The following is a 24,346-nucleotide window of genomic DNA, read 5'->3' as shown; positions in this document are numbered from 1 at the left end:
AAATTTACCTATTAAAAGGTAAAAATCAAGGAACGTTGAATTAATTTTTAAAGTTTATAATTCACTTGTTTTCTTCATTTCGCTCACCGTCCATTCAATTGATTGTTCCAATGTTTTGTAGGAGTGATTGAAAGCTGAATTTGCCTTTGCAGCTACGTAAGTATACCTGTTTCCTGCCATTTTTGCGGTTTCCATTGTGAGCGTAGCGGGATTTCTACTGCATTTGCTTATTACATTTTCGATTACCGCTCCTAACATTACCATGAATTTTGGAACTTCAATCGAAGGAGGCTTTTTCTGAAGCTCTTTGGCAATAGCAGCGAAAAATTCACGATAACTAGTACTTCCGCTATTTAAAATAAACTGCTCATTTTGGATTTTATTCTCTAAACTCCTCACAACTATTTCTGCCACATCCCTCACGTCAATATAATTGATTAATCCTTTTGTGTAAAAGGGTTTTTGGTCACCCACATACCCAAATAGTTGTGCACTACTTTGGTACCGAGTTGCTGGTCCAAGGATAACGGAAGGATTAAAAATCACAATCGGCAAGCCCTTGCTCGACATTTCCCAAAGCATCTCTTCCGCTTTCCTTTTGCTTTTCCCATAGTTGGTCAGAAATTCATCATGTGATTTGGGAGTGCTTTCATCAATAAATCTATCTAATGATTTTTTACCTAAAGCAGATATACTGCTAATAAAAATAAATTTCTTTACTCCTGCTTCCAGGGCATCTTCCGCTAGTTTGGTAGTCCAAACTGTGTTGACATTGAAAATTTTCTCCTTATCAGATTTTTTATAGGAAACTAAAGCTCCAGCATGGATTACATAGTCCAGTGTTTCAGGAACAACCTCCACTATATTATCTTCAGCTGAGCTTATCTCCACCCAGTTTATACCTCCCGAATCAAAAGGAATTTTGGAATGAACTCTTTTAGTGGCATAAATTTTAAAGTGCTGGGCAATTAACGTTTGTAAAATCTGCGTTCCTAAAAGACCTGTAGCTCCAGTAACTAGAACCGTTTTAATATGCATCAAATCAAATATTGAAGAGTCTTTTTAGCGTAGAAATAGATTTGCTGTTATTATCATTATAATAATCTTGATAGTAACCATAGCCTTTGTTTTCCTTTCTAACAGCGTTAAATATGATGGAAATATTCTGAATTTTGTTCAAATTCAAACTTCTATGTAAATCATCTATAAATGATCTTTTTGAATAGTCTGCTCTTACAACGAACAAAGAATGATCGGCCTTTTTTAAGGCAATAATTCCGTCAGAGACTAACCCTATTGGTGGAGTATCTAGCAATATGATATCGTATTCCTCCTTCAATTCTTTTAACAGATGATCAAAGTACTCGCCTTCCAATAATTCGGCCGGATTAGGCGGAATAATACCTGAAGGAATAAAATGTAAATTTTCAGTTTTTGTATTATTGATACATTCTTTCCAGTGAATACCCCCACTTAAAATGGAGCTAACACCCATTTCATTTTGATCCAAATTAAAAGCGTATTGGGCTCTTGGCTTTCTCATATCTAAATCAAGGATAATCACTTTCTTATTAGACATCGCCAGTATAGCTGCTAGATTCACAGAAACAAAGGTTTTCCCTTCGCCACTAGTGGTAGAGCTTATAGAAAGCACTTTCTTACCCTCTTTAATTCCAATGAAGTCCAAGCTTGTTCTTAGAGTCCGGAATGCTTCACTTATCTGAGATCTTGGCTTTTCGGAAACAATCACACCGCTTTTCTTAGCAACATACCTGCTCAGGCGACTAATTTTTGCAATAATTGGGATAGTAGTTAATCTTTCTAGCTCATGAATACTATTTATTTCATCATAAAGTAGATACCTGAAACTTATGAATATGAAACTTAATATAAAGCCAACTGCAAAAGAGCCTATGTATATCAGATTAGTCGAGGGACCAATTGGATTTTTCGGCAAATTAGCGGGCGTTAAGATGTCCACTTCAGATAATGTTCCTGCCTGAGCTATCTCAAATTCTGTTTTCTTTTGCATCAGAGATAAATAGAGCTCCTCATACAAAGAATAAAATCTCATTTTTTGATTTAGCTCATTTGTTTTGGCTGGCAACTGATTAAAATTACTTTCGATTTTTCGCTTTCGAGCTAAGGCAGTTACTTTTCTATCTTTAAGAATACTTACTTTACTGCTCAAATAATTATTAATTCGATCCTTTAAAACATTGATCTCTATTTTTCTTTGAAGTAAAACTTGACTTTCTTTCTTGTAACGTGTTTTAGACAATTGATACTCTTCTTTGAGTTCAGAAAATTCCTCAAACAGAGGTTGCATATTGGAAGGAAGTACTAAATAATTTATTTTATCAAAGCTGAGAGTATCTTTTTCAAGCTGCTTTTGAATATTTTCTATCTCTCCAAGCTGATAATTAATGCCGTAAAGAATAGAATCCATTTTAACCATTTCAGCTATTAACCTGCTTACATCATCCGAAGGATTAATCGTTTTATTCTCTATCGTAAAATCCTCGATATAAGTCTCGTAATTCGCAAGCTCACTTTCAGTTTGCTTCAACTGCTTATTCAAAAACTGAATCTTAAGTTGATTTGCTTTATTCTTCTGCTCTTTACTGTATTCAGTGTAGAGTTCACTCACTGTTTCTACAATTTCCTGGACTTTGTAAGGATTATAATCTTCAAAAGTAATCTTTATGGTATTGGCATTTAGATTTTCAGGAGCTACTGAAAGATTTGATTCCACATAGCTCATTAAGCTTTCCGGAGTAGAAATAGTAAAAGTCAAGCTCTCAGTATTAAAGAAATGTGGAGTAATTTCTAATTTATACTTACATCCGTCAACTATAAATTCTTGTCCAAATTTCTGTGACACCCATTCTTCTCCATCTTGATTAGTTGAGATTTTAAAATTTGTTTTATCGATTATGTCTACAAAGAATTTCTCTCCATAGGCAGCACAAGATTTATCATAGCTAACTGTAAAAGGAGTGAATCTGTAGCGCTCATCATCTTTAAACCGTCCTATTACATGATAAGTAACATCTAAGGGCAGTTTATTTATCACTTGTTTTAAGAAAAGCTTTGATCGAATTAATTCGACCTCACCAGAAAGTGTATTCAAGTTAGAACTTTCTTCACTTAACGGATTAAAGCCAAAAACGCTAGCCTCGCTTCTTTTATTTAGCTTCAATTCTGCATATGATTGAAACTTAACGTTCGTATATCTCACATAAAGAAAAGCAACAAAAACAGCAATAATAATTAACAATATGGCCCAAGGTAAATTCTTTTTAAGAATGGTTTTTAACTTAAAAAAATCAACTACTTCAGTTTCTTGGTTTTGAGGCCTGTGGGAATTATTCCCCTCAAGATTTCTTTGATATCGTGTTTGCTGATTGCTCATGCTTATTGGTTATCATCAGAATTACTTCTTCTGATATTGTCAATCACGATATATACAGTAATTAAATTTGATACTATGCCTATGATAGGTGCAGCGTCCCTAATCGATTCATTAAATATTCTGCGGATTGGTTCTACATAAATAATATCATTGGGCAAAACCTGCAGATTAGCCTTTTGCATTCCTTCAATTGTGGCCAAGTTGATCACTTGTACCGAGGGCTCATCCAACGGCCCTCTGATTAAGCGAATGTTCCTACCCTTAGAGTCTCTATTTAAGCCACCTGACAATGCCAAAACCTCTAAAACAGTCATTTTCTCGTTTTCAAGTGGAATAACCTGACCACCCAAGGCTCCCAAAACTACTACTCTTCTGTTTAAATGACGAACCCGAATGTAAGGTTGGATGTAGTACTCTGAATATTGTTCTTTCAACATATCCTGCAAACCTGCAATGGAGTAGCCTGCAACTTTGGTTTCTCCTAAAAGGGGTAAAATGGAGGTTCCGTTGGGCAGTACTTCAAATTCTTTATCCGGCATAAATTGACCACCACCAGGTCCGCCTCCACCTGTAATAGCATTGAGCTCTAGGTTAGGATCAAGTACTCTTTCCCCTTTATTCGTATAAACTTCTATATTCAGCTTATCCCCTGACTGAATTTTATAAGCCCCTTCAATCTTCGATACTTCTTCTTTAAAATTATCGGAATTAATATCTGATTCTGTTTGAAGAATAATATTCTGCCTGTACACTTTACAACTACTCATGGTGATTGCAAGGGCAAGAAAAATAATAGAATATAGGTAGAAATTTTTGATAGCTTTATTCACTACTTGTAAAAATATAACCAATTAAGCAAAAGACCATAGTTTATTGGAAATGCTTACGAATTATTTACGTAAACGGGCTTGAATTTCGGTTTTAAGTTACCGTTTTGATCAATAGCTTTTAAATATCTTTCAATTACTAGATTATGATCAAATCTCCTTTCAACGATTTCTCTACCTCTCAGACCCATTTCTTTTCGTAAATCTGGAGCCATATAATACATCTCCTTCATTTTCAAAGCTAGATCATCTTCATCCTTAACCTTGCAAAGAATACCATTCAATCTGTGATCTACAATATTATTGCACCCAGGAACATTTGATGCCACTATTGGCTTGGCGCTTGCAGCGGCTTCCAACAATGTTCTTGGTGTTCCTTCCCTATAGCTTGGTAAAACCACGCAATCAACTTTATTGATAAATGGACGGACATCGTCTGTACTCCCTAAATAGTTGATGTACCCTTCTTTTATCCAGTCATTCAATTCTTCGGAAGAAATCCCTCTAGAATGTAATTCATCCAACTTACCTAATAAATTAAATTTTGCATTCATTCCTCTTTCCTGCAAAATAGCAGCAGCAGCAACATATTCACGAATCCCTTTATCAATAATCAATCTGGAAATCATTAAGAACTCAAAAGCTTCCCCCTCTTTTTTTTCTCTGAAAGGTTGGGGAGTAAATTGATCCAAATCGATACCTGACCCTGGAATTACCTCGCAAATATTTCGTTGAATTAAGTTTTTATCCATGAAGAGCTGGTAATCTTCTTGGTTCTGGAAAAATACTTTTTTCGGAAATCTAAAAGAAAATCTATAGAGGCTTAAGGCTATTTTTGAAATCCAATCCTCATTTAGAAAAATAGTACCCAAACCACTCACATTGTTAATTACAGGGATGCCTAATATAGCAGCTGCTAAGGTTCCGTAGATATTAGGTTTAATTGTGTAATGCAAAATAACATCCGGCCTGACCCTACTATAAATATTATACAATTCAAAAGTCAGCCCTGTATCACGAATAGGACTAGCACCTCTGCTATCCATAGTCACATCTTCAAAATCACATCCTGCTTCAATAAGTTTTACAGTAAATTCATCATGAGGAGCAATAGCCACTACTTCATGGCCATCTTTTATCAAAGCCTGAATAAGTGACATCCTAAAGTTATAGATGTTCCAAGAAGTATTTAAAGTAATAGCAACCTTCATGTTTTTCTAACTGTTTTTTCAAAAACAATAAAATAGGATCCCATTCAAAGATGAATAAAATGTATTCTCATATCTTATTGTGATAACAAATCTACAAATAATAAAACTTATGGTTCTTTTTGGTGGGGAAATTTCGATGGGAATTAGTTTAATAAGGACTAGTTTAATTTAATTTACTTCGAAATACCTATAAAATTCAAATATAATGGACAATATGAAATATTTCCCATTGCCTTTATTATTTTTGTACAAAAAACAATTAGTTATGGAAATCGGAATGCTGCACTCCCACGTATTAGTGGTTACTTTATTTTTACTATTTTTATTATTCAAAACCGTTTTATTGGTGGTCAATAAAAAAGAACTACTTACCAAAGTTAAGACTAAACTTAAAATGGTTGATCCAATATTGGGCGTGTTAATGCTCGCAACTGGCGGATACTTATTGTCTTTATATGGATCTGACGCCCCTACTTATTTGTGGGTAAAATTGGTTCTAGTATTGATCATAATTCCGATTGGAATTATTGCTTTTAAAAAAGAAAACAAAGCTATGGCTATTATCGCATTATTGTTAACCTTTTACATTTATGGCGCCTCTGAAGCTGGAAGTCTTACCTTCTCAAAAAATCAATCAGTGGCTGATTCTGATAATAATCCAGTTCAGGGTGCTGAACAGGTAGTGATTGAAGGGAGTACTGCTGATTTATTGAAAACCGGAAAAGAAGTTTATTTGGCTGAATGTAAAAAATGTCATGGTAAGGATGGCAAAAAAGGTTTATTCAAATCACCTGATTTAACTCAAAGCAAATTAAACCTTTCAGAAAGAGTAGCGTGGATAAAGAAAGGAAAGGGAGTTATGCCTGCTTATGAAAATGAACTTTCAGAAACAGAGATAGAAGCTGTGGCCCTTTATTTGGAAGAATTAAAATAAAATATGCAAAATAATTCTGCAGAAGAAAATAATGAGAAGAGAGCCGTTTTAGTGGCTATCATTACTCAAAATCAAAACGAGGTAAAAGTCAATGAATATTTAGATGAATTGGCTTTTTTGACCTCTACTTTAGGTGCGAAAACTATAAAAAGATTTACTCAAAGACTGGAAAAGCCTGATGTTAGAAGTTTTATAGGTAAAGGTAAATTAGAGGAAATTAGCGCTTATGTTAAAGCTGAAAATGCAGATTGGGTCGTTTTTGATGATGATTTAACACCTTCACAACTTAGGAATTTAGAGAAAGAGTTGGATGTTAAAATTTACGATAGAAGTTTACTGATCTTAGATATTTTCTTAAGTCGTGCGCAAACTGCTCAGGCCAAAACTCAGGTGGAATTAGCTAGAAATCAATATTTATTGCCACGATTAACTAGAATGTGGACACACTTAGAAAGACAACGAGGTGGAACCGCAACACGTGGTGGTGCTGGTGAAAAAGAGATTGAGACTGATAAAAGGATGATCCGAAATACCATCACCAAGTTAAAGGAAAAGCTTACAAAAATTGAAAAGCAAAGCAGGACGCAAAGGAAGTCTCGTGGTAAAATTGTGAGAGTAGCTATAGTAGGCTATACCAATGTCGGGAAATCCACTTTGATGACTCGTCTTTCAAAATCAGATATTTTGGCTGAGAATAAATTATTTGCTACTGTAGATTCTACTGTTCGTAAAGTCAATTTTGAGGATATCCCTTTTCTTTTATCCGATACGGTAGGTTTTATACGAAAATTACCTACCCACTTGATCGAATCTTTTAAATCTACTTTAGATGAAATAAGAGAGGCCGATATATTGATTCATGTGGTGGATGTCAGTCACCAAACTCTGGAAGATCATATTAGTGTAGTGAATCAAACCTTAACAGATATAGATGCAAGCGATAAGCCGACCCTATTGGTTTTCAATAAAGTGGATCTATTAGAAGATGAAGAAGAATTAAGTGTAGATGAGAAAATTAAAAACTTGAAAAACACTTATTGGAATAAAGAGCAAAATGATGTAGTTTTCATTTCGGCTACCAATAAGGATAATATTGAAGAGCTTAAAGCCAAATTAAGAAAATTGGTAGAAGCTAAACATTTCACAATCTTTCCTAATTATTTGAAAAACACTTATTACTGATATAGCTTTGTTTTTTATTGATAGCTAGTAAATGACCCCGTAGTTCAATGGATAGAATTGGAGTTTCCTAAACTTTAGATGCAGGTTCGATTCCTGCCGGGGTCACTATACAGATGTGCGCACTTTGTTTATATTCTTGTTGATGTTAAATCCCCAAATCAACCCTGTCACTCCATATCTCATAAATAGGATCACCTTTACTGCTTTTCCCGCTGTGGTGCCATTCGCCATCTTTCAATTCATAACTAAAAACTAGCTCAGCACCTACTCTGCTGCTATCTCTGGAAAAGAATTTAATGATTTCCGTGTATTGACCATCTTTGGTGGTGTAGTTTCCACCACCTGTCCCCATAAAGTCCCCTGTTTCACTATTGTAAGCTATCCATTGAAAATAAGTGCCAGATAAGATTTTCATAGTTTTGCGGGCTCCTGGAGTCATGGTATTCATTTCTCCGTTACGTTCTCTTCCGGTAATAACCCAAGCACCTGCCAAATCTCCTGGTTTATTGTTATCTGTTCTTTTCCAAGTTCGACCTCCAATTTCAAGCTTCTTCCCTTTTAAAGCGTAATCCAACTTTGCTGTTTGACCTACTTTGTCTTTGTCATCAGAATGAAATTCGTAATGAAGTTGGATTTGATTATTATCGGTGAGATTCCAATTTCCTCCATAAGTGTATTTAAATTCATTACCGTTATAAAAGGTAACGGCAAAATGGTTTTCGGCCATTATCCATTGCCCAATCAGTCCTTCATCTGTTTTAGTCTCCCAACCTCCCCTTAAAATATTCGATTTTTGATAGCTAAAGGCGGTTAATAAAAAAACGCTTATTCCTAAAATTAAAGTTTTCATAATTGTATAGTTTTTTAATAGTCATCATTTACTTCCACCCAATAACCATTAGGGTCTTGAAAGTAGATTTGTTGAACTCCATCTACTCTATTAGTAATTTTCCCACTTTCACCAGGCCAATTTTCAAAAGGCACTTTTTCAGCTTTTAAATTTTCTATAAAACCCTCCATGTCTTCTATGCTAAAACACAAATGGTTGTTTTTATTGATGGTGGGTTCTTCCCATTCTCCTTCAATCAGGTGCAATTGTGAACTGCCTAGTTTATACCAGATGTGCAAGCCATCTTTAAATGGCTCTTCAATTTCTTCGAGTCCAATAATGTCCGAATAGAAGGATTTACTGTCAGCCAAATCTTCCACATAAACTGCTATGTGGTTTAATTTAACCTGTGCTTGAGACAAATGAAAAGTGAATATCAGAATTGCGCTAAAAATTAGATTTTTCATGTTTTTGCATTAAAATATCTGCTCAATTTAGAAAGTTTATACACTATCCGCAAGATTTAGTATATTGATGGAAATTTTTTGATATGCAACGACTAATTTACTTTTTACCTATTCTGCTTTTAGCAGCTTGTAACTTCGAATCTGAGGTGGCAGACAGAAGTAATGCCAATTGGCAAAACATCGAAAAAGATTTGCAAACGGCTTTGATTATGGCAAATGACGGAGATACCATCAATATACCAGAAGGCTACTTCAAATTTACCAAAAGCTTATTGTTGGATGAAAAATCCAATATTGTATTCAAAGGTGCTGGAATAGATAAGACTGTTTTGTCCTTTAAAAATCAACAGGAGGGAGCCGAAGGTTTGAAAATAGCAGATTGTAATAATATTTTATTGGAAGGGTTCACTGTTGAGGATGCTGCAGGAGATAATATTAAAGTGACCGATACAGACGGCATCACTTTTAGAAAAGTGAAGGCTCAATGGACTGGTAAAGTAAGTGAGAAGAATGGTGCTTACGCACTTTACCCGGTGCTTTGTAAAAATGTGCTGATCGAGAATTGCATTGCCATCGGTTCTTCGGATGCAGGCATTTATGTTGGTCAATCTGATTCGGTGATTATCCGAAATAATGAAGCCTATCAAAACGTAGCAGGTATTGAAAGCGAAAATTCCAATTTTGTAGAAATCTATAGAAATAAAGCAATTAATAATACAGGTGGAATCTTGGTTTTTGATTTACCTGGACTGACACAGTACGGAGAAAATATCAAAGTTTATAATAATGAGGTTCGCGAAAACAATTACAGGAATTTTGCCCCTGAAGGCAATATAGTTGGTGTTGTCCCCCCGGGCACAGGAATAATGATCTTAGCCACTCGTAATGTCGATATTTACGAAAATGAAATAATAGATAATCGCTCCGCAGGAGTAGCTATTATCAGTTATGAACTAGTCGCTGCAATAAGTGAGGAAGAAACGGAAGAGGCCAATGAAGAGCAGGCAGGATCTGCTCAGAGAGTCAATAGTAATTATGATTTAGATGAAAACTACAATCCTTTTCCATGGCAAATCAGCATTCATAGCAATGTGATCAAAAACAATAAGTGGTTTGCTACTTTTCAACATGATTTTGGATTGCTATTCAACTATACTTACCCTTTCAATCCTCCGGATATCATCTTCGATGGATTTATAGCGGAAGGTAAAACGCCAAAAGATGTTCTATGCATTGACCAAAAGGATGTGCATTTTGTGAACTTGGATGCACCCAACGATTTAGAGAATATGAATGAAAACTTAGATGAATTTGTTTGTGATTAAAATGAAAGACTCTTTACTCATTAGAATAGGTGTTGTCTTTTTGCTGTCTTGCGGAAGTAAGGAAAATCAAAAACAAGAAACTCAGGAAAGCACTCCATCTTCATTTAGTTTTACTTCCAGTCAATCATTAGGTAAGGAAAAGCTTTCAGAATATGGCTTTTTCAAAGGTGAACTAGCAGATTTATCTCCCAAAGAAGATGTTCATCCCTATAAATTAAATTCAGCGCTTTTTTCAGACTACGCTCATAAAGCTCGCTTCGTACAAATTCCCGAAGGAAAAATTGCAGATTATCACCCAACAGAAGTAATGGAGTTCCCTATAGGTAGTGTTTTAATTAAGAATTTCTATTACCCGAATGATTTTTCAAAACCAGATGGTGAAAGAAGAATTTTGGAAACCAGATTATTGATTCATGAAGAAGAAGGTTGGAAAGCTTTGCCGTACGTTTGGAATCAAGAACAAACAGAAGCATTTCTAGAAGTAGCCGGAGCTACCAAAAGCGTAAGCTGGAGAGATGTGGAGGGCAATACGCAAAAAATAAATTATAGCATCCCCAATATGAACCAATGCAGAAGCTGCCATTTAAAAGATGGTAAAATAATGCCGATAGGTCCATCAACCCGACAGCTCAACGGAGATTTTGATTATGCAGACAAAGGTGAAATGAATCAATTGAAGTATTGGCAAGCTCATGGATTATTGTCGAATTTGCCGATAGAAAACTTGCCAAAATTAGTGAATTATGAAAACGATTCTGAAGCTTTAGCAGATCGAGCCAGGGCCTATTTGGAAATCAATTGCGGGCATTGTCATCGTCCTGAAGGCCCTGCTAAAAACTCTGCCTTGCACTTAATGGCTTCAGTGGATAATCCTGCCGCCTGGGGAGTGGGTAAAACACCAATAGCCGCAGGAAAAGGTTCAGGGGGACTCAAATACGATATAGTTCCAGGCCATCCTGAGCAATCTATTCTAGCTTATCGAATGGAATCTACTGATCCTGGAATTATGATGCCTGAATTAGGCAGGAAAATGGTGCATAAAGAGGGGTTGGCTTTGGTAAAGCAGTGGATTAATGAGATGGAGTAGAAAGTGTTTAGGTGATTAAGTTTCTAGGTGAAGAGGTTTTCATGTTGACAAGTTATCAAGTTGGCTCGTGTAAAAAAAAAGACATCAAAGCTAGTGCAGCCCTGATGTCTCATTACCTATAACTTAAAGCCTATAACTAATCAAAGTCCTTCATTTTTAGCAATTAACTCTGCTAAATCAAAGACCTTTACATTATGCTCTCTTTCCTTGTTTTTCACACCATCCGTCATCATGGTCATGCAAAATGGACAGCCTGCTGCTATTACTTCAGCTCCTGTATCTAAGGCTTCTTCGGTTCTTTCAATATTAATTTCTTTATTGCCTTTCTCAGCATCTTTGAACATCTGCGCTCCACCGGCTCCACAACATAAGCCTTTGGTTTTGCATCTTTTCATTTCCACTAATTCGGCATCCAATGCTTTGATCACGTCTCTAGGCGCCTCATACACTCCATTGGCGCGGCCCAGATAGCATGAATCATGGAAAGTGATCTTTCTTCCTTTGAATTCGCCTCCATCTTTTAAAGTGACTTTTCCTTCATTAATCAATCCTTGTAAGAATTGGGAATGATGCACTACATCATAATTTCCCCCTAACTCAGGATATTCGTTTTTAATGGTGTTGAAGCAATGAGGACAAGCCGTAACAATTTTTTTAATGTTGTAGCCATCCAGTACTTGGATATTGCTCATGGCTTGCATTTGGAACAGGAATTCATTTCCGGCTCTTCTGGCAGGATCTCCAGTGCAACTTTCCTCAGGACCTAAAACTGCGAAATTGATTCCTACTTTATTCAAAATCTTGGTGAAAGCAATAGTTACTGCTTTATATCGGTCATCGAAAGAACCGGCACAACCCACCCAAAATAACACCTCAGGAGCTTCTCCTTTGGCACTCATTTCTTGCATGGTTGGGACTTTATATGTTGAATCACTCATAATATCTTGATTTATAATTTTTCGTTTCCTAAAATTTATTTCTCTTCTTCTTTTAATTTATCTGCCCATTTGAAACGGTCAGTTGGAGGAAATTTCCAAGGCGCAAAGCTGGTCTCTACATTTTGGAACATGGCGTTCCATGACTGCGGAGAACTACTTTCTTCCATGGCCATATATCTTCGTCCTTGCAAAATGATATCCAATGGGTTGATATTGATAGGACAAGCTTCTACGCATGCATTACAGCTCGTACAAGCATTTAGTTCTTCAGCGGAAATGTAATCTTCACTGAATAATGCACTACCTTCTTCGGCTTCTTTGCCCGCTTTAATATTTTCTCCAATTTCAGTAATTCGATCTCTGGTATCCATCATGATTTTACGAGGAGAGAGTTTTTTACCAGTTAAGTTGGCAGGACATTCAGCAGTACATCTTCCGCATTCAGTACAAGCGTAAGAATTCATTAGATTCACCCAAGTTAAGTCATTGGCGTCTTTTGCTCCCAATCTAGCTACCTCTGCAGGCGGATTGCCAGCATCCATACCCAACATGCTTTTCACTTCAGTGGTTACTTCGTCCATATTGTTCATTTGCCCTTGAGGAGTAATTCGTGCAAAATAAGTATTTGGGAACGCCATGAAAATATGTAAATGTTTGGAATAGGTTACGTAAACTGCAAATGCTAAGATTCCTATGATATGGAACCACCATGCGAAACGCTCAGTAAACACTAGGGCATCCACGCTCATCCCTTCGAAAAGTGGCATTAAAAAACTGCTAAAGAAGAAGCTTCCTGTTTGAACATAATGGTCATCTTTTCCTTGTAAAAGCTGATCAGTAGCATTCATGGTCAAAATGGCAAACATTAAGATAACTTCAATCACTAATATTAAATTACCATCCAATTTGGGCCAGCCACTTAGTGTTTTTAATCTTTTTACCGGCACAACATTTCTTCTCCATAAAAATGCCACACATGAAACAAGTACTGCTACTGCTAAAAACTCGAAAATATTGATTGCTACACTGTAAGCATCACCTAACACTGGAGCAAAAATTCTATGTGTTCCTGCTATTCCGTCAATGATGAACTCCAAAACTTCTAAGTTGATGACCAAGAAGCCTACATAAATCATCAGGTGTAAAATAGCGGGTATAAATTTTTTGAACATTTTCTTTTGTCCAAAAGCAATCAGCATAGTGTTTTTCCATCTTTGCCCTTTGTTGTCACTTCTATCAACATCTTTCCCGAGATTGATATTTTTCTTAATGCTTCCTATCCTTTGCGCTAGAAAGTAACTTGCAACTGCAAGTACCAGTAAGAAAGCTATTTGTGAGATGTATTCCATAGTTGTTCTTTAATCGTTAAAAATTTTTTATCATTTTTTTTCAAAATCCTTTTGCAGGATAAATATTTCACCTACTTTTGCACCACTCAATCACGGTGCTGTAGCTCAGTTGGTAGAGCATCGGACTGAAAATCCGTGAGTCGGTGGTTCGAATCCACTCAGCACCACAAGCCTTGCCTTCAAAAGCAAGGCTTTTTTTATGTTTAATATGTGATTTTTATTTACTCCCATTTTTCTATCAATTTTCTTCCAAAACCTGACCTAAATTTAAATTCAGAAGACTTGGTCCCAGTAGTATTCAGGACAAGCAACGAATAAGCAGATTTATATAAATGACTTGTGACTTTAGAATATAAATATACTACACAAGAAATTTAAAAATAATAGTTGAGTATAAAAATAGTATGCATACATACTATTTTTGTTACAATTTAAAATCAATACAGATAAGCTTTTATTTACTTATAAGCTTTTAGTTACTACATTAGTAAATATAAACCATTTAAACATTGATTAATCAATCTACCTTCAATCAATATTTTGAAAGTATTCTCATAAGTTATTCAGGTCAAGCAGTTTGGGGACTAACTCTTGCTTTGATTTTATGGTATTTCTTTAACTTATATCAAAGAAAGCATCTGAAGCTCTGGTCGTTCAGTTGGATTGCTTTCGCTTCTTATATCTTCTTATCTCTTTTAACTCTTTTCATCGCTCAAAGCGAAGTAGCGGGTTCTTTTTGGCAAAATATTTTCACTTTTCTTTTCCAGATAGCAGGTTTGATGCAGGTGGTTTGGCTTCTGCAAGGAGCTAACCATTTAATCCATAAAAAGTCATTAAGCTTAAAGCAAGAGTATATCCAATACACTCTAGTCGTAATTATAGCACTCTTGAGCTCTTTGTTTTTCATGTTTGAGCATGATGGAGGATATATTTACTCCTTGGTTATACCTTTTACTATCAAATCATTAATAGTGGGTGCTGCCTTCATCTATGCTGGTATTCAGATTATGAGAATAGGGAGACGGGACACTGCAGTTGGTAAGAAGTTATTATGGATTGCCTTTTTACTCTACGGCTTTGAAAATCTTAATTTCGCATTAGGAGGGATATATATGATCTTCGATGACAGTTTCATTTTGGAAATTGATAACACTTTAGGCGTAATCGATTTTCTATTACTATCTTTTATAGGCATTGGAATGATTATTTGGTTGCTGGAGGAAGAACGTTCAGCTCTAGAAAAAACTAACAGGGAATTAGATAGCTTTCTGTACAGTACTTCTCATGATCTACGTGCCCCTGTAGCATCTTTATTGGGCTTAATTAACATAGCCAAACATGATATTAAAGATGAATCAGGTCAAAAGTATGTGAAAATGATGGAAGAAAGAGTGAAAAAACTGGACCAAATTTTTGGTGATATTCTCAATTATTCACGGAATATCAAAACAGAAATACACCTTAAAACTTTCAGATTAGGTGAAATAGTAGAAGATGTGATTACTGATGTAAAATTCAATCAGGGTGCCGACAGTATTCGATTGGATTATGACGAACATATTCACCATATTTTACGAACTGATTACTACCAACTCAAAGTAGTATTGGGAAATTTGATTTCTAATGCAGTAAAATATCATGACTCGAAAAAACCTGATCAATTTATAGCGATTCGGTTTGAAAAAGTAGATAGGAATGTGCACATTTCTGTAGAAGACAATGGAATCGGAATTGCTCCAGAAAGCCAGCATAAAGTATTTGATATGTTCTACAGGGCTACAAGTGAGGCTGAAGGCTCTGGTCTTGGTCTATTTATAGTACAACAAGCATTGGAAAAAATCAATGCTCGTATCACTTTAGTTTCAGAGTTGGGAAAAGGCAGTATTTTTAAAGTGATCATTGAAAATGCTGGGGTGAAATTGGATGATTAGCCCCCTAACCCGCCAGCGAGCGGGGAAGACACACTTACAAAAGTCTTATTTGTTATTTATTTAATACAGCTTTTCTCTACAAAAAAGTATTGCTAAATCTCACCTCAAATGCTTCAAATTAATGACTTCTTTTTCTTTTAAAAATCTCCATTTACCTCTTGCTAGGTCTTTTTTGGTCAATCCAGCAAAGGTGGTTCTGTCTAATTTGACTACTTCGTAACCTAAATGCTCAAATGTCCTTCTTACAATTCGGTTTCTGCCCATTTTGATTTCCATACCTATACTTCGGGCATCTGGCGTTAGAATAGCAATGTTATCTACTTTCACCTCTCCATCTTCTAAGGTGATGCCAGCTTCAATTCTAAGAAAATCTTCTTCTGTTATGGGTTTGTCTAATTCCGCTTGATAAATTTTCTTTATCTTATGTTTAGGATGGGTTAGCTTTTTAGCTAATTCTCCATCGTTTGTAAAAAGTAAAAGTCCTGTGGTATTTCGATCCAACCTACCGACAGGATAAATACGTTCATCGCCAGCAGCAGAAACTAAATCCATGACAGTCTTTCTTCCTTTAGGGTCATCCATGGTGGTGATAAACCCCTTTGGTTTGTTCAGCAAAACATAAACGAGTTTTTCTCTTTTTATAGGTTTGCCTTCAAAAGCGACATCGTCCATTGGCTTCACTTTAAAGCCAAGTTCTTTAACTACTTTGTTATTGACTTTAACTTTACCATCTGCAATGTGCTGATCAGCTTCTCGTCTGGAACAAATACCTGCATTAGCGATGTATTTGTTTAAACGTATACCTTCTTTAAGTTCCTTTTCTTTTACCTCCGCTGATTTAAGTTTACTTATATCATACTGAGGAGTTTCTGCTTTCTTCTGATTTGAAAACTTTTTTATTTGATGAGATTTTTTGGGTTTCTGATCCTTAGGGAACTTTTTATTACGCATAGCCTTGAAATTTTTGAGCGATTAACAAAGGTCAATCACTATTTCAATTACAAAACTACGCTTCTATTCTGACTAATCCTCGTTTTCTTTTCCTATTTGATTTTCTTCTTGCGAAAAGTCCTTAGGGGTTGGTAAATCCTTTAGATCATTGATCCCAAAATATTCCATGAAATTTTGGCTAGTCCCATATAGAATAGGTCTTCCAATAGCATCTGCCTTCCCTTTAATTTCTACCAATTCTTTCTCTAGGAGTTTCTGAACAGTATAATCGCAGTTGACTCCTCTTATCTGCTCCATTTCACCTTTGGTGATCGGTTGCTTGTAGGCAATGATAGACAGCGTTTCAAGTGCTGAGGTCGACAATCTCTTTTTAGACTGCTGCTTTAGCATAATACCTATACTGGCTTGATAGGCGGGTTTGGTCATAAACTGATACCCGCCTCCAATATGCTCTACTTGAAAGGAATATTCATCTGATTCATATTTTTTGAGAATTTTCTCCAGAGCACCTTCTATATCTTCTTTCGGTACATCTACCTCAAACATCTCTGACAAGCACTTTTGGATTTCCTGGATCTTCAAGGGTGAAGTGGCACAGAAAATCAATGCCTCAATATGGTTGAGTAAAAAATCCATTAATTATCTTGAGCTAGCTTTGCTTCAATGGACTGAGTAGTATGCGGAACTGCCCTTAATCTTTCTTTTGAGATTAACTTCCCAGTCACAGAACAGATACCATAGGTGCCATTTTTTATTCTAACTAAGGCATTCTCCAAATTAATGATAAATTTTTGTTGGCGAGCTGCCAACTGGTTCATGCTCTCTTTTTCCATTGTGTCGGCTCCATCCTCCAAGACTTTGACATTTCCTGATGTTCCGTCCGTACCAGAATCTCCAGATCGAGTAATGGTGGATTTAATATATTTTAGCTCCTCTTTTGCTTTATCTACTTTGCTAGTGATTAAATCTTCAAATTCTTTTAACTCATCAGCACTGTATCGGGTTTTCTCATTATCACTCATAACACTTCTAGATTAGTTTATTTGCGGCAAAAATAAATGCTTTAACTGAAAACAAAAACTATTTATTAAATAAATAAAGTGTTTTCTCAATGTTAATTATATTTAAATCGATGGAATATTTTCTTAATATTAGAATCGTCCAAATATTATTTTTTAGGACGATTAGCAAAAGCAACCCCTAATATAATTAATACAATTCCGATATAATGACCAAAAACTAAGATTTCTCCGTCCAATAAACCCCAAATAATAGCAACGATCGGAATTATATAAGTAACAAAACTGGTAAAAACGGGTGAAGTTAGTTTGACAAGTCGGTTAAAAAGAATTAAAGCGAAGGCTGTTCCTATTACACCTAAGATGCTAATATATAGCAGTGCTAACCAAGCACCTTCCTCATATTGCATTTTTTGCACAAAATCACTGGAGCCAAATAAATAGCCACCCGCTAAAGGTGCTATTAGAACCAAAGAAATACTGGTAATTATTTTCGGGGTTAAAACACTGAATTGTGTTTTTAGAATATTCAAGTTAAAACCATAACAAAGCGTTGCCAAAATCACGAAAATCGCATAAAAGTTAAAGTTTCCAAGTTCCCCTCCTGAACCTGCTATTATCAATACGATTGTTCCGCCAAATCCCAAGGCTATTCCAAGACTATCTCTTAGCTTTAAACTGCCTTTGAAAAATAACACTCCGACTAAAAGCGCAAAAATAGGGGTTAAAGCATTGAGCACCCCAGTAATCCCGCTTTCTAACTGCGTTTGAGCATAGGCAAACAAAAAGGCTGGACCAAAGCTCCCTACCATCCCTGAAATAAATAACCATTTCCATTGGCGTCTATTTAGGCTTTTGAGCTTCGGTAAAGAGAGTGGTGTTAATACTAAAGCAGCAGAAAATATTCGGATAGCGCCAACTTCTCCGGCTGAAAAAACCAGTAATCCTTTCTTAATCAAGATAAATGAACTCCCCCAAATCAGTGCCAATAAAAACAGTAAGCCATAAACTAAAAAAGGACTTACAGATTCTTTTTCGCTCATATCCGTTCCATCATTTGATCGGCAAAAACTTCGTTTATTTCATCTAAAGTATCTAATACTGCTTGATAATTTTCACCTTCTACTAAACGGGTTCTATACGGTTTAAAATGAGGAATACCTCTAAAATAGTTGGTATAATGTCTTCTCATTTCAAAGATTCCTAACTTTTCCCCTTTCCATTCCACTGAAAACTTAAGATGTTTTTTAGCTGTCTCTACTCTGTCATCCAAATTGGGTGGAGGTAATACTTTACCCGTTTCAAAATAGTGCTTAATCTCATTGAAAATCCAAGGATATCCGATGGCTGCACGTCCAATCATCAGCCCATCAACACCATATCTGTTTCTGTATTCTAATGCTTTTTGAGGAGAATCAATATCTCCATTTCCGAATATAGGAATATTAATTCTTGGATTGTTTTTCACCTTTGCAATCAACGACCAATCGGCCTCCCCTTTGTACATTTGCTGGCGAGTTCTACCGTGAATAGACAAGGCTTTTATTCCCACATCTTGCAATCTTTCAGCTACTTCCTCTATATTTTTCGAACTTTCATCCCATCCCAAACGCGTTTTGACCGTAACCGGCAAATCGGTAGATCTTACAACAGATTCAGTGAGCCTGACCATTAAATCAATGTCTTTCAAAACTCCAGCGCCTGCTCCTTTGGTCACTACTTTTTTGACAGGACACCCAAAATTGATGTCGACCAAATCAGGTTGTGTTACATTAACAATACTGGTTGCCATAGCCATCGCCTCCTCATCACCACCAAAAATTTGAATGCCGATCGGTTTTTCGTAATCAAAAATATCTAGTTTCTGCCTGCTTTTAATGGCGTCCCGAATTAAACCTTCCGAAGAAATAAATTCAGTGTACATTAAGTCCGCACCATTTTCTTTGCATACTGCTCTGAAAGGCGGGTCACTTACATCTTCCATGGGTGCTAAAAGCAATGGAAATTCGCCTAATGATATGTTTCCTATCTTTACCAATTTGATAATCTTAATTTTGGTGTAAATTTACGCACTATATGAATTCTTTAAAGCATAACAACCCACAAATTCTCCATAAAAATCCCTGGACTTCAATTTTTTACCTCGTATTGCTGTTTTTAGCATGGAATCTTTTCAGTCAATTAATTGGCACAGGTATAGCTGTGTTGGCTACAGGAGTTGATTTTATGGAAAGTCAAAAACTCTTAGAACCTCCCTTTAGCCCAAAAAGTAAAATATTTATGTATGTGGCTCAAGGTCTAAGTCATTTCCTTGGATTCACCTTATTCACACTGTTTTTTATTAAAACGATTGATCGAATGAGCTGGAAATCATATATCAACAAGAAAAATCTTGCAGTTCAACCTTCAATATTAATTGTATTGAGCACATTCTCCTTTATGATTTTTAATTCTATTATCATTGAATGGAATATGAATGTAGAATTTCCAGAGTTTCTAAGAGGCTTCGGAGAATGGGCAAGAAATATGGAAGATCGATTAATGGAATTGACAGAACTTTTTAGCTCGTACGGAAGCTTTGGGGAAATGTTGATTGCCTTATTCATTATCGGTATTCTGCCTGCAGTCGGTGAAGAACTCGTTTTCAGAGGTTTATTACAAACCAAATTACAAACAGCTACAAAGAATGCGCATCTTGCCATCTGGATAAGTGCCATTATTTTTGGTGCATTCCACATGCAGTTTTTTGGAGTAGTTCCAAGAATTCTATTAGGTGCTCTATTTGGCTACATTTATCTTTATTCAGGCAATATTTGGTATCCAATCTTAGCGCATTTTGTAAATAATGGTCTAGCGGTTGTAGTAATGTATGTTGGTCCGAAGTATATAGACGATTTTGATGCTTCTGAGGTAGATACGGCCGTCCCTATCTATGTATCTATCATTGGACTTTTTAGCTGCTTAATATTTTTCCGTTACTTTATGAGATTAATGAAAGGAGCTGCTGAGGAATGAAAAACTGGAAAACAGTCTTTAAAACAGAAAAGCTTTATCAAGCACAAATCGTAAAAGATTATTTGCAGGACAAGGAATTCCATGCCATTATTGTAGATAAGAAGGATTCTGCTTATCAGCTAGGGTTTTACGAAATCGTGGTTACTGTGGAGGAAGTGATGCGTGCGATTAAACTAATTGAAGATGAGATCAAATTTGAGTAAATACAATAATTTAACACAAAGGATAATAGCTGCTTTATTAGGAGTAGCAATTATTCTTTCAGCTATCATTTACAGTGAATGGACCTATTTCGCTGTATTTTTCATCTTATGTGCAATGACACAATTAGAGTTTTATAAGTTGGTCGGTATGGATGGAATGTTGCCCCTGAAATTCTGGGGTACAATTACTGGCTTATCCATCTATAGCATCACCTTCTTAGTTCATGCCGAGCACTTGGATCCTCGCATTTACTTTGCAATAGCCCCTATAGCCTCCACTGTTTATTTTGTGAAACTCTATAAAAAGAACGACAAAAAGCCTTTCACCAATATTGCCTACACTTTTTTAGGTATTATTTACGTGGCAGTTCCTTTTGCTCTTTTGCATATTGCCGTTTTCTACAATGACACCTATAGCTTCCAAATCATAATTGGAGCCCTGTTTATTCAGTGGGCAAGTGATACAGGCGCATATTTTGCCGGAGTGAAATTTGGAAAGCGCAAATTATTTGAAAGAATATCTCCGAAGAAAACCTGGGAAGGAGCATTAGGCGGAACTATTTTAGCTTTTGTTTTTGCTATTATCATGGCAGCAAATTTTGATGAAATTGCAGATTGGCAATGGCTTTGTATTGCAGGGATAATTGTAATTGCTGGAACTTACGGTGATTTAGTCGAATCACTTTTCAAAAGAAGCATTGAAGTAAAAGATTCAGGCTCGATAATTCCTGGTCATGGAGGTTTTTTAGATAGATTTGATGGACTTTTGTTATCCGCACCATTTATTTCTGCTTTTTTGATGCTTTTTGAATGATTTTTACAACATTAGCATCATAAAAAGTAAAAATCAGTTAACAAATACTTAATTTTACCGCAAAGTTTTTAAAAAAAACAAATACTACTATGGGTTATATCGAACCGGCTCCAATTAAAGACTTAGAAAATCCTTTTGAGTCTATGATGTCGCGATTTCACATCGCAGCTCAACACTTAGGTTTAGACGATGAAATTTACAATGTATTGAAATCACCTGCTCGTCAGGTTATTGTCAATCTTCCCATCACGATGGATGACGGCTCCATTCAGGTTTTTGAAGGCTATCGCGTTATTCATTCTACTATTTTAGGACCATCCAAAGGTGGTGTTCGTTATGATATGGGGGTGAATATTGACGAAGTTAAAGCTTTAGCAGCCTGGATGACATGGAAATGTGCAGTTGTTGATATTCCTTATGGCGGTGCAAAAGGAGGTATTAAATGTAATCCAAGAGCAATGTCTGCCGGAGAAATTGAAAGATTGACTCGTTCCTATACAGAATCGATGGTAGATGTTTTTGGCGAAGACAGAGATATTCCAGCACCAGACATGGGAACTGGACCGAGAGAAATGGCTTGGATGATGGATGCTTATTCTAGATCCAAAGGTATGACGGTAAATGCCGTAGTTACTGGTAAACCATTGGTTTTAGGTGGATCACTAGGCAGGACTGAAGCTACGGGTCGCGGTGTGATGGTATCAGCTTTAGCTGCTATGGAAAAATTGAAAATCAATCCTTATAAGGCTACTATGGCTGTTCAGGGATTCGGTAACGTAGGTTCTTTTGCCGCTTTGCTATTGGAAGAAAGAGGTGCAACCATTAAATCAATTTCTGATATTTCTGGCGCATATTTTAATGATAGTGGAATTGATATTAAGAAAGCTATTGAATATCGGAACAATAATAATGGAACCTTAGAAGGTTTCGAAGGTGCTGAAAAAATCGATGGTAATGATTTATTGACTTTAGAAGTGGATGTTTTAATTCCTGCTGCAAAAGAAGATGTTATTACACATGATAACGCCAGTAAAATTCAAGCTAAACTGATAGTGGAAGGAGCAAATGGTCCTACCTCAGCGAAGGCCGATAATATTATAAATGAAAAGGGAATTATGGTAGCACCAGATATTTTGGCAAATGCTGGAGGGGTTACTGTTTCTTATTTTGAATGGGTACAAAACCGATTGGGATACAAATGGACTCGAGAGCGAGTGAATAGACGTTCTGATAGGATTATGAAAGATGCTTTTGAAGCAGTTTATAAAACTTCTCAAGAATATAATGTACCTATGAGAATTGCAGCTTATATCGTAGCAATCGATAAAGTAGCACAGACTTATAAATATCGTGGTGGGTATTGATTCATTGATCTAATAAATTTTAATATATTTAAAGGCGCAGTACTTCTGCGCTTTTTTAATTTAATATTTAGCTAAAGTAAGACTCAGATTTGAAGAGTAAGAAAATCATCGGTAGAATTGATAAACTAGATTTACCTGAATTGGGTTTATCCAAAGTTCAGGCTAAAATTGATACAGGAGCCTATACATCTGCCATCCATTGTTCTAAAATTCATATAGAAAAGACTAAGGAAGGAACAGGTTTTTTGGTTTATACCATAAGCGGGAAACGACTAGGTCAGGGCATGAAAGCTAAAAAATTCAAAACCTCTGAATTTAAATTAAAACGAATTAAAAGTTCTAATGGTCAAGTTCAAGAACGCTATGTGATAAAAACAAAAATTAAAATTTTTAATAAAATCTATAATACTGAGTTCTCCCTTTCCGACCGCAGCCACATGAAAAACCCCATTTTATTGGGTAGAAAATTATTGAGTGGTAGATTTGTGGTCGATGTAACAGAAGAAAACCTTTCTTTTGAATACCATCAAAAATAACAGAAAAGCTAAGATGAACATTAGAATAGGCACTCGAGGCAGCAAACTAGCATTATGGCAGGCAGAGTACGTAAAAGATAAAATCGTAAAGGCGGGTCACACTGCAGAGATCAACATTATTCAGACAAAAGGAGATAAGATTTTAGATGTAGCCATTTCGAAAATTGGTAGTAAAGGCGTTTTTACTGAAGAAATCGAAGCTCAACTTGCTGAAGGAAATATCGACATTGCAGTTCACAGTGCCAAAGATATGCAATCAGAATTACCGGAAGGCTTCGATTTGATCGCTTTTACCGAAAGAGAAAAAGTAAATGACGTATTAGTTTCCCACAAAGAATCTGTTGACATTCACAACAAGGACAACCCATTAATTATTGGCACCTCTTCTACTCGCAGGATTGCTACTTTAAAACATTTTTACCCACATATCAAAACAGTAGATATCCGCGGTAATCTGCAAACGCGTATAAGGAAGATGGAGGAAGGATTATGTGACGCTATATTGCTTGCATATGCAGGCGTCCATAGAATGGAATATGATGAAAAAATAAAATTAGAACTTTCTACAAAAGAATTCATTCCTGCGGTAGGCCAAGGTTCCGTTGCAATAGAGGTACATAAAAATATAGGCGAGGAGAAAAAGCAAATGCTACGATTTGCACTTAACCACAGAAATACGGAATATTGCTTATTAGCAGAAAGAGCCTACTTGCGCTATCTTCAAGGAGGGTGTAGCATTCCGGTTTTCGGATTGGCTAATCTGAACACTAACTCTATTGAAATGGAAGCAGGAATTATTAGCTTAGACGGTCAAGAGAGAATTTCCATGAAATTGACAGATGAGACCTCTCGAGCAGAAGAATTGGGGACACTTATTGCTCGCCAAATATTAAAAAAGGGAGGAGACAGAATATTAAAAGAAATTAGAGAACAACTTTCAGAAGAATAA

24 protein-coding genes and 2 tRNA genes are annotated in these 24,346 nt (G+C 36.0%); 13 read left to right on the top strand and 13 right to left on the bottom strand.

Features of this window, described 5'->3' with window-relative positions:
- Nucleotides 1–54: 54 nt before the first annotated feature.
- From B9Y84_RS05925 to B9Y84_RS05910, 4 genes are all read right to left on the bottom strand, one after another.
- Nucleotides 55–1,038, bottom strand: a complete 984-nt coding sequence (locus B9Y84_RS05925; protein ID WP_085516182.1) for an NAD-dependent epimerase/dehydratase family protein — start codon at nucleotides 1,036–1,038, stop codon at nucleotides 55–57.
- 4 nt (nucleotides 1,039–1,042) lie between these two features.
- Nucleotides 1,043–3,415: a GumC family protein gene (locus tag B9Y84_RS05920; protein WP_085516181.1), complete on the bottom strand. Its 2,373-nt coding sequence runs from the start codon at nucleotides 3,413–3,415 to the stop codon at nucleotides 1,043–1,045.
- Between the two features lie 2 nt (nucleotides 3,416–3,417).
- The gene (locus tag B9Y84_RS05915) at nucleotides 3,418–4,182 is read right to left on the bottom strand and encodes a polysaccharide biosynthesis/export family protein (protein ID WP_139827979.1); all 765 of its coding nucleotides are present in this window, start codon (nucleotides 4,180–4,182) and stop codon (nucleotides 3,418–3,420) included.
- 116 nt (nucleotides 4,183–4,298) lie between these two features.
- Nucleotides 4,299–5,453: a glycosyltransferase family 4 protein gene (locus B9Y84_RS05910; protein WP_085516179.1), complete on the bottom strand. Its 1,155-nt coding sequence runs from the start codon at nucleotides 5,451–5,453 to the stop codon at nucleotides 4,299–4,301.
- Nucleotides 5,454–5,658: 205 nt separating this feature from the next.
- On the opposite strand from B9Y84_RS05910, the gene B9Y84_RS05905 reads away from it, so the two are divergent.
- The 3 genes from B9Y84_RS05905 to B9Y84_RS05895 all read left to right on the top strand — a co-directional run bounded on the left by B9Y84_RS05905 (nucleotide 5,659) and on the right by B9Y84_RS05895 (nucleotide 7,674).
- A complete protein-coding gene (locus B9Y84_RS05905; RefSeq protein WP_085516178.1) occupies nucleotides 5,659–6,387 on the top strand; it encodes a c-type cytochrome in 729 nt (242 codons plus the stop codon).
- Nucleotides 6,388–6,390: 3 nt separating this feature from the next.
- Complete coding sequence (gene hflX, locus B9Y84_RS05900; RefSeq protein WP_085516177.1) at nucleotides 6,391–7,569, top strand: GTPase HflX; 1,179 nt, start codon at nucleotides 6,391–6,393, stop codon at nucleotides 7,567–7,569.
- Between the two features lie 33 nt (nucleotides 7,570–7,602).
- Nucleotides 7,603–7,674: transfer RNA gene (locus tag B9Y84_RS05895), tRNA-Arg, on the top strand.
- 40 nt (nucleotides 7,675–7,714) lie between these two features.
- On the opposite strand, the gene B9Y84_RS05890 is transcribed toward B9Y84_RS05895, so the two are convergent.
- Both B9Y84_RS05890 and B9Y84_RS05885 read right to left on the bottom strand, forming a co-directional pair.
- Complete coding sequence (locus tag B9Y84_RS05890; protein WP_085516176.1) at nucleotides 7,715–8,419, bottom strand: membrane or secreted protein; 705 nt, start codon at nucleotides 8,417–8,419, stop codon at nucleotides 7,715–7,717.
- A gap of 14 nt (nucleotides 8,420–8,433) precedes the next feature.
- On the bottom strand, nucleotides 8,434–8,865 hold the full coding sequence (locus B9Y84_RS05885; protein WP_085516175.1) for a VOC family protein: 432 nt from the start codon (nucleotides 8,863–8,865) through the stop codon (nucleotides 8,434–8,436).
- An 83-nt stretch (nucleotides 8,866–8,948) separates the two neighbouring features.
- Here B9Y84_RS05885 and B9Y84_RS05880 point away from each other — a divergent pair, with 83 nt between their 5' ends.
- Both B9Y84_RS05880 and B9Y84_RS05875 read left to right on the top strand, forming a co-directional pair.
- The gene (locus B9Y84_RS05880) at nucleotides 8,949–10,190 is read left to right on the top strand and encodes a parallel beta-helix domain-containing protein (RefSeq protein ID WP_085516174.1); all 1,242 of its coding nucleotides are present in this window, start codon (nucleotides 8,949–8,951) and stop codon (nucleotides 10,188–10,190) included.
- Nucleotide 10,191: 1 nt separating this feature from the next.
- Nucleotides 10,192–11,277: an SO2930 family diheme c-type cytochrome gene (locus B9Y84_RS05875; RefSeq protein WP_245830828.1), complete on the top strand. Its 1,086-nt coding sequence runs from the start codon at nucleotides 10,192–10,194 to the stop codon at nucleotides 11,275–11,277.
- Between the two features lie 140 nt (nucleotides 11,278–11,417).
- Here the strand turns inward: B9Y84_RS05875 and B9Y84_RS05870 are convergent, their stop codons facing one another.
- Both B9Y84_RS05870 and B9Y84_RS05865 read right to left on the bottom strand, forming a co-directional pair.
- On the bottom strand, nucleotides 11,418–12,215 hold the full coding sequence (locus B9Y84_RS05870; protein WP_013454874.1) for a (Fe-S)-binding protein: 798 nt from the start codon (nucleotides 12,213–12,215) through the stop codon (nucleotides 11,418–11,420).
- 35 nt (nucleotides 12,216–12,250) lie between these two features.
- The gene (locus B9Y84_RS05865; RefSeq protein WP_085516172.1) at nucleotides 12,251–13,564 is read right to left on the bottom strand and encodes a 4Fe-4S dicluster domain-containing protein; all 1,314 of its coding nucleotides are present in this window, start codon (nucleotides 13,562–13,564) and stop codon (nucleotides 12,251–12,253) included.
- A 94-nt stretch (nucleotides 13,565–13,658) separates the two neighbouring features.
- Here B9Y84_RS05865 and B9Y84_RS05860 point away from each other — a divergent pair.
- Nucleotides 13,659–13,731, top strand: a tRNA-Phe gene (locus B9Y84_RS05860).
- Nucleotides 13,732–14,073: 342 nt separating this feature from the next.
- Complete coding sequence (locus tag B9Y84_RS05855; RefSeq protein ID WP_085516171.1) at nucleotides 14,074–15,495, top strand: sensor histidine kinase; 1,422 nt, start codon at nucleotides 14,074–14,076, stop codon at nucleotides 15,493–15,495.
- Between the two features lie 99 nt (nucleotides 15,496–15,594).
- Here B9Y84_RS05855 and B9Y84_RS05850 read toward each other — a convergent pair whose 3' ends face one another.
- From B9Y84_RS05850 to dusB, 5 genes are all read right to left on the bottom strand, one after another.
- Nucleotides 15,595–16,446, bottom strand: coding sequence for a pseudouridine synthase (locus tag B9Y84_RS05850; RefSeq protein WP_085516170.1), 852 nt, complete (start codon nucleotides 16,444–16,446; stop codon nucleotides 15,595–15,597).
- A gap of 72 nt (nucleotides 16,447–16,518) precedes the next feature.
- Nucleotides 16,519–17,082 carry an SMC-Scp complex subunit ScpB gene (gene scpB / locus B9Y84_RS05845; protein WP_085516169.1) on the bottom strand — a complete coding sequence of 188 codons (564 nt, stop codon included), beginning with the start codon at nucleotides 17,080–17,082 and terminating at the stop codon, nucleotides 16,519–16,521.
- Nucleotides 17,082–17,468, bottom strand: coding sequence for a TraR/DksA family transcriptional regulator (locus B9Y84_RS05840; RefSeq protein WP_085516168.1), 387 nt, complete (start codon nucleotides 17,466–17,468; stop codon nucleotides 17,082–17,084). The genes scpB and B9Y84_RS05840 overlap by 1 nt, the downstream gene beginning before the upstream one ends.
- 146 nt (nucleotides 17,469–17,614) lie before the next feature.
- Nucleotides 17,615–18,508, bottom strand: a complete 894-nt coding sequence (locus B9Y84_RS05835) for a DMT family transporter (protein ID WP_085516167.1) — start codon at nucleotides 18,506–18,508, stop codon at nucleotides 17,615–17,617.
- A complete protein-coding gene (dusB, locus tag B9Y84_RS05830; RefSeq protein WP_085516166.1) occupies nucleotides 18,505–19,503 on the bottom strand; it encodes a tRNA dihydrouridine synthase DusB in 999 nt (332 codons plus the stop codon). Before dusB ends, B9Y84_RS05835 begins: the two co-directional genes overlap by 4 nt.
- A gap of 38 nt (nucleotides 19,504–19,541) precedes the next feature.
- Between dusB and B9Y84_RS05825 the strand changes: the two genes are divergently transcribed.
- The 6 genes from B9Y84_RS05825 (at nucleotide 19,542) to hemC (ending at nucleotide 24,346) form a co-directional block, all read left to right on the top strand.
- Complete coding sequence (locus B9Y84_RS05825) at nucleotides 19,542–20,480, top strand: CPBP family intramembrane glutamic endopeptidase (protein ID WP_085516165.1); 939 nt, start codon at nucleotides 19,542–19,544, stop codon at nucleotides 20,478–20,480.
- A complete protein-coding gene (locus B9Y84_RS05820; protein WP_085516164.1) occupies nucleotides 20,477–20,683 on the top strand; it encodes a putative signal transducing protein in 207 nt (68 codons plus the stop codon). The genes B9Y84_RS05825 and B9Y84_RS05820 overlap by 4 nt, the downstream gene beginning before the upstream one ends.
- Nucleotides 20,664–21,497: a phosphatidate cytidylyltransferase gene (locus B9Y84_RS05815; protein WP_085516163.1), complete on the top strand. Its 834-nt coding sequence runs from the start codon at nucleotides 20,664–20,666 to the stop codon at nucleotides 21,495–21,497. The genes B9Y84_RS05820 and B9Y84_RS05815 overlap by 20 nt, the downstream gene beginning before the upstream one ends.
- An 89-nt stretch (nucleotides 21,498–21,586) precedes the next feature.
- Nucleotides 21,587–22,861: a Glu/Leu/Phe/Val family dehydrogenase gene (locus tag B9Y84_RS05810; protein ID WP_085516162.1), complete on the top strand. Its 1,275-nt coding sequence runs from the start codon at nucleotides 21,587–21,589 to the stop codon at nucleotides 22,859–22,861.
- Between the two features lie 89 nt (nucleotides 22,862–22,950).
- On the top strand, nucleotides 22,951–23,397 hold the full coding sequence (locus tag B9Y84_RS05805) for an ATP-dependent zinc protease family protein (RefSeq protein WP_085516161.1): 447 nt from the start codon (nucleotides 22,951–22,953) through the stop codon (nucleotides 23,395–23,397).
- Between the two features lie 13 nt (nucleotides 23,398–23,410).
- Nucleotides 23,411–24,346, top strand: a complete 936-nt coding sequence (gene hemC, locus B9Y84_RS05800) for a hydroxymethylbilane synthase (RefSeq protein ID WP_085516491.1) — start codon at nucleotides 23,411–23,413, stop codon at nucleotides 24,344–24,346.

The sequence above is a fragment of the Marivirga sericea genome (assembly GCF_900177665.1).
In the GTDB taxonomy this organism is placed as follows: domain Bacteria; phylum Bacteroidota; class Bacteroidia; order Cytophagales; family Cyclobacteriaceae; genus Marivirga; species Marivirga sericea.
The sequence above is the reverse complement of the archived record's forward strand: the minus strand, read 5'-3'. Positions and strand labels throughout refer to the sequence as shown.